The following is a 3,479-nucleotide window of genomic DNA, read 5'->3' as shown; positions in this document are numbered from 1 at the left end:
TGCGAGGATAGGACGTTGCCACGCGAAGTAAAGAACCCAGTGATTGGGTTCTTTTTGTATAGAAATTTAAAAACGCCAGGCCGTGGTGCATGACCGCAGCGACAGACTGCCTGGCTACTCGTCGGTGTCAGAAGAAAACTGATCCGTGCAATGCCGTCAGTAGGAAACGGTTCGTCATCAGCTGGTTAGTTGAGCGGTTGTTTTGCTGAACGTGGCATGAAGGAACCTGACAAGGTATTCAATCAGATAAACGCCATTCAACTAATCATTGGTTTGACGCAACGCATTAGTGGCTGGCGGCCCTCGGCTTGCGTTACGGTCGAGGCCAACCATAGATAGTCGCATGAACTAAAATCACGCGGCTCGCGTTTGTGACGCTTCCGTGTTCCCACTAATCAGGTGGTGTCAGCGAAGTCGCACTGCGGATAGTTAGGAGAATAAAGGGGTCGGGTGAGACAAACGAGCCCCTGAAGAAGAGATAACCTTTAAATTACGGGAATCTATTCCTAAGAGATGCTAAATAGCCAGCAATATGGGATTACACACCCATACTGCTGGCTATTTGATTATCTAGATATCGCTTATCGAAATGATATGACAGTCACGCTAACGTTGTCTAGCCTCAACCGATCGAGATAGCCAGTACTTTCGGGCCAGTACGATGACAACTACCAGACCGCTGAATTGGCAGGTCGTCATTAGGCCAAAGCCCATATTAAAGGCGTTGATACTCCCACTAACGAGACTGAGCACGGCAAATACCGTCAAGCCAATCCAATGTACGCGTTTCGTCCAAACGTTCGGGTGGCGATGGGCAAAACCCAAGTTACCCAGGAGACTGATTAGCAGGAGGATGAGGAAGTCCATCCAATAGAGGCCAGGGAAAGTTGAAAATTGGGTGATGCGCTCCACCAAGAGAACCCCGAGCAGGATCATTAATAGGCTGGGGCTTGTATGGTCAGCTTGTTTCGCCGTGGTCATCGTACTGGCATCTTGTAAGAGGTCATCTACTGGGACAGCATACAGCGTGGCTAATTGTGTAATGGTGGCGATGTCCGGTTGGTTTCGACCAGTCTCCCAGCTGGAGATGGTTTGACGCGACACGTGAAGTTGGTCTGCCAGTGCCGTTTGGGTCAGCTGCTTCGTTTGCCGGAATTTTTTTAAACGTGCGCCTAGTTCTGTCGATGCCATGGGGGCGTCTCACTTCCTTAACAATTACTATTAACTCTAGCATAAAGAATCAGCAGAAAATAGCAAGCTATTCTCGCTAGCATCCGTATCACTCGGGGATTTGAACGGGTAGGATAAAAGGGAATAGAGGAGATGAAGTCCAGTGCAACGTAGGCAAGAGAAAATGGTTCAGGTAACCGGGCTACGGAAAAAGTTCGGCCATCGAATCGTCTTGTGTGATGTGAATTTTGAATTTTCCACCGGTGAGGTTGTGGGTTTAGTCGGCCCCAATGGTGCAGGCAAAACGACCATTATGAAAGAATTATTGGGACTGCTGGTAGCGGATGCTGGCAATGTTCAGATCTTGGGGCAACCCGTTTCGGTCACAACTCATACTGTCGTGACCCAACAGGTAGGTGCGCTCATCGAACGTCCAGCGATTTATCCGTTTCTGAGTGGCTGGCAACATCTTCAGTTGATGACGAATTCCGTGGAGCAAATGATGTGGGTGGTGCAGGCCTTGCAGATGACGGGATATATTCATCAACCGGCCAAACGGTATTCGTTAGGAATGAAACAGAAGTTGGGAATTGCTATGGCGTTGGTTGGCCGACCACAATTGGTCATATTGGATGAACCCATGAATGGACTAGATCCACAATCAGTTAAGCGACTGCGTGAGTTAATTGGCCAATTAGCAGGGGAGGGGACCACTTTCTTAATTTCCAGTCATATTTTGAGTGAACTGGAAAAGGTCATTGATACGGTCATCCTCGTTGATCAGGGACAGGTTCGGCTACAGCGAACGATGGCGCAGCTGCAGGAGTCTGCTCGACAGTCATTAGTCATCCAAACAACGGAGAATGCGCGTGCTTTGCAGATTCTTTTACAGGCGGACTATCCGGTAATCCAGCGCGGTACGGATTTGATCGTGACGGCGTCGGTGGCGTTGACCCCCTTACTGCGCAGGCTCTTCGCCGCAGATGTCCAAATTTCAAAGGTGGATCAGCAGCGGGAAGACTTAGAGACCGTTTTATTACGGTTGTTGGCAGAAGGGAAGGCATAGGTCATGGGACAATTAATCAAGCAGGAAATTTTCAAATTCAGACATCAACGAATAGCGTGGCTCGCACCAGTCATCTTGACCCTCTTAATGGGGGGACTAGCCATGACGGCACATGGCGCATCAAGTGGTGATCAGAAGTTTTACATTTCATCAGCGTATGGCGGGTTTCAATGGTTGACGATTCTCATCATTGTGATTGGCAGCGGTTGTGTGACAATGGAATTCGAGTACGGGACGATCAAACAACTGGCTACCCAGGTGAATCATCGCTGGACGATATTTGTGGGCAAGTATGTGCTAGTTCTCGGGTATAGCCTGCTACTTCATGGGTTGGCCGTCGTCGTGACGCTATTGCTCAAAGTTGGTGCTGGTCGGGGCCTTCACTGGCAGACCAGTTATCTCTATCATCAGTCGCTGTTGGCTAATCTGGTCACCAATGCGTTGTTGGACATGTATGGGGGCGTGATGATTGTTGGACTGGTTTTTTTACTCGCGAGTTTCAGTCGTAATAGTGCGGCGGCAATTGCTATTGGGGTAGGTGCCTGTTTCATGGGGGAAGGGGTATCCAGTTTGCTATTGCAGTCATTTAAGTCGCTGGTTCCTCTGATGAAATGGAATCCGTTTAACATGTTCTTCCTGCAGGAGGAGTATGGCAATCCCAGTTATCAGCAAAACGTGACGCATTTGACGATTCAGCAGTTGAGTGTCGGCAATCTTGTGTGGGCGCTGTGTTTTGTTGGGGTGGGGGCAGTGATTTTTTCGAGACGGCAGATTTAGATTGGGGATGGCTGGCCGGAAACCGAATTTGCAAATTAGACAGGATGGAAAGCGTCACGGCGACATGCTACCAAAAGAAACTTCTGGTCCGTGACATGGGGGTCGTGAGGACCGACCCTGGCGGCGCTGCCAACAATGGTGAAGAGCTGACAATATTAATTTGGAATTTTTGTTGACAGTAAGATGATGTGCATGGTATATTATCTAAGTTGTCTTTTACGACAGCGACTCATTAATTTAAAAAGTTAAATTGCTTGTTGACAAGCAGGTTAGCTAAATGGTATATTAATTGAGCTGCTTCATTAGGGCGGCAAGCAACTAAGAAATATGTCTTAAAATTTCTTGTTGACATCATATTGTTAAAATGATATGATTATTAAGTTGTCTGTGAGAGCAGATGACGCTGTAGGCCTTTGAAAACTGAACATTGTTTCGACAAACCAAATATGTGTAGGGCGGTTTGATA

3 protein-coding genes are annotated in these 3,479 nt (G+C 47.9%); 2 read left to right on the top strand and 1 reads right to left on the bottom strand.

Annotated features, from left to right (window positions below):
- Positions 1-606: 606 nt before the first annotated feature.
- Positions 607-1,191, bottom strand: a complete 585-nt coding sequence (locus FD28_RS02120; protein ID WP_057732124.1) for a helix-turn-helix domain-containing protein — start codon at positions 1,189-1,191, stop codon at positions 607-609.
- Positions 1,192-1,333: 142 nt separating this feature from the next.
- On the opposite strand from FD28_RS02120, the gene FD28_RS02115 reads away from it, so the two are divergent.
- Together FD28_RS02115 and FD28_RS02110 are read left to right on the top strand one after the other, a co-directional pair.
- The gene (locus FD28_RS02115; RefSeq protein ID WP_235806830.1) at positions 1,334-2,236 is read left to right on the top strand and encodes an ABC transporter ATP-binding protein; all 903 of its coding nucleotides are present in this window, start codon (positions 1,334-1,336) and stop codon (positions 2,234-2,236) included.
- 3 nt (positions 2,237-2,239) lie between these two features.
- Positions 2,240-3,013: an ABC transporter permease gene (locus FD28_RS02110; RefSeq protein WP_057732120.1), complete on the top strand. Its 774-nt coding sequence runs from the start codon at positions 2,240-2,242 to the stop codon at positions 3,011-3,013.
- Positions 3,014-3,479: the final 466 nt, after the last annotated feature.

Origin of the sequence: Levilactobacillus hammesii DSM 16381, assembly GCF_001434395.1 — a bacterium.
In the GTDB taxonomy this organism is placed as follows: Bacteria; Bacillota; Bacilli; order Lactobacillales; family Lactobacillaceae; genus Levilactobacillus; species Levilactobacillus hammesii.
The sequence above is the reverse complement of the archived record's forward strand: the minus strand, read 5'-3'. Positions and strand labels throughout refer to the sequence as shown.

Coding starts and splice junctions, on each gene's coding strand:
- FD28_RS02120 (WP_057732124.1), bottom strand. CDS start 1,191: ATGGCATCGACAGAACTAGGCGCACGTTTAAAAAAATTCCGGCAAACG.
- FD28_RS02110 (WP_057732120.1), top strand. CDS start 2,240: ATGGGACAATTAATCAAGCAGGAAATTTTCAAATTCAGACATCAACGA.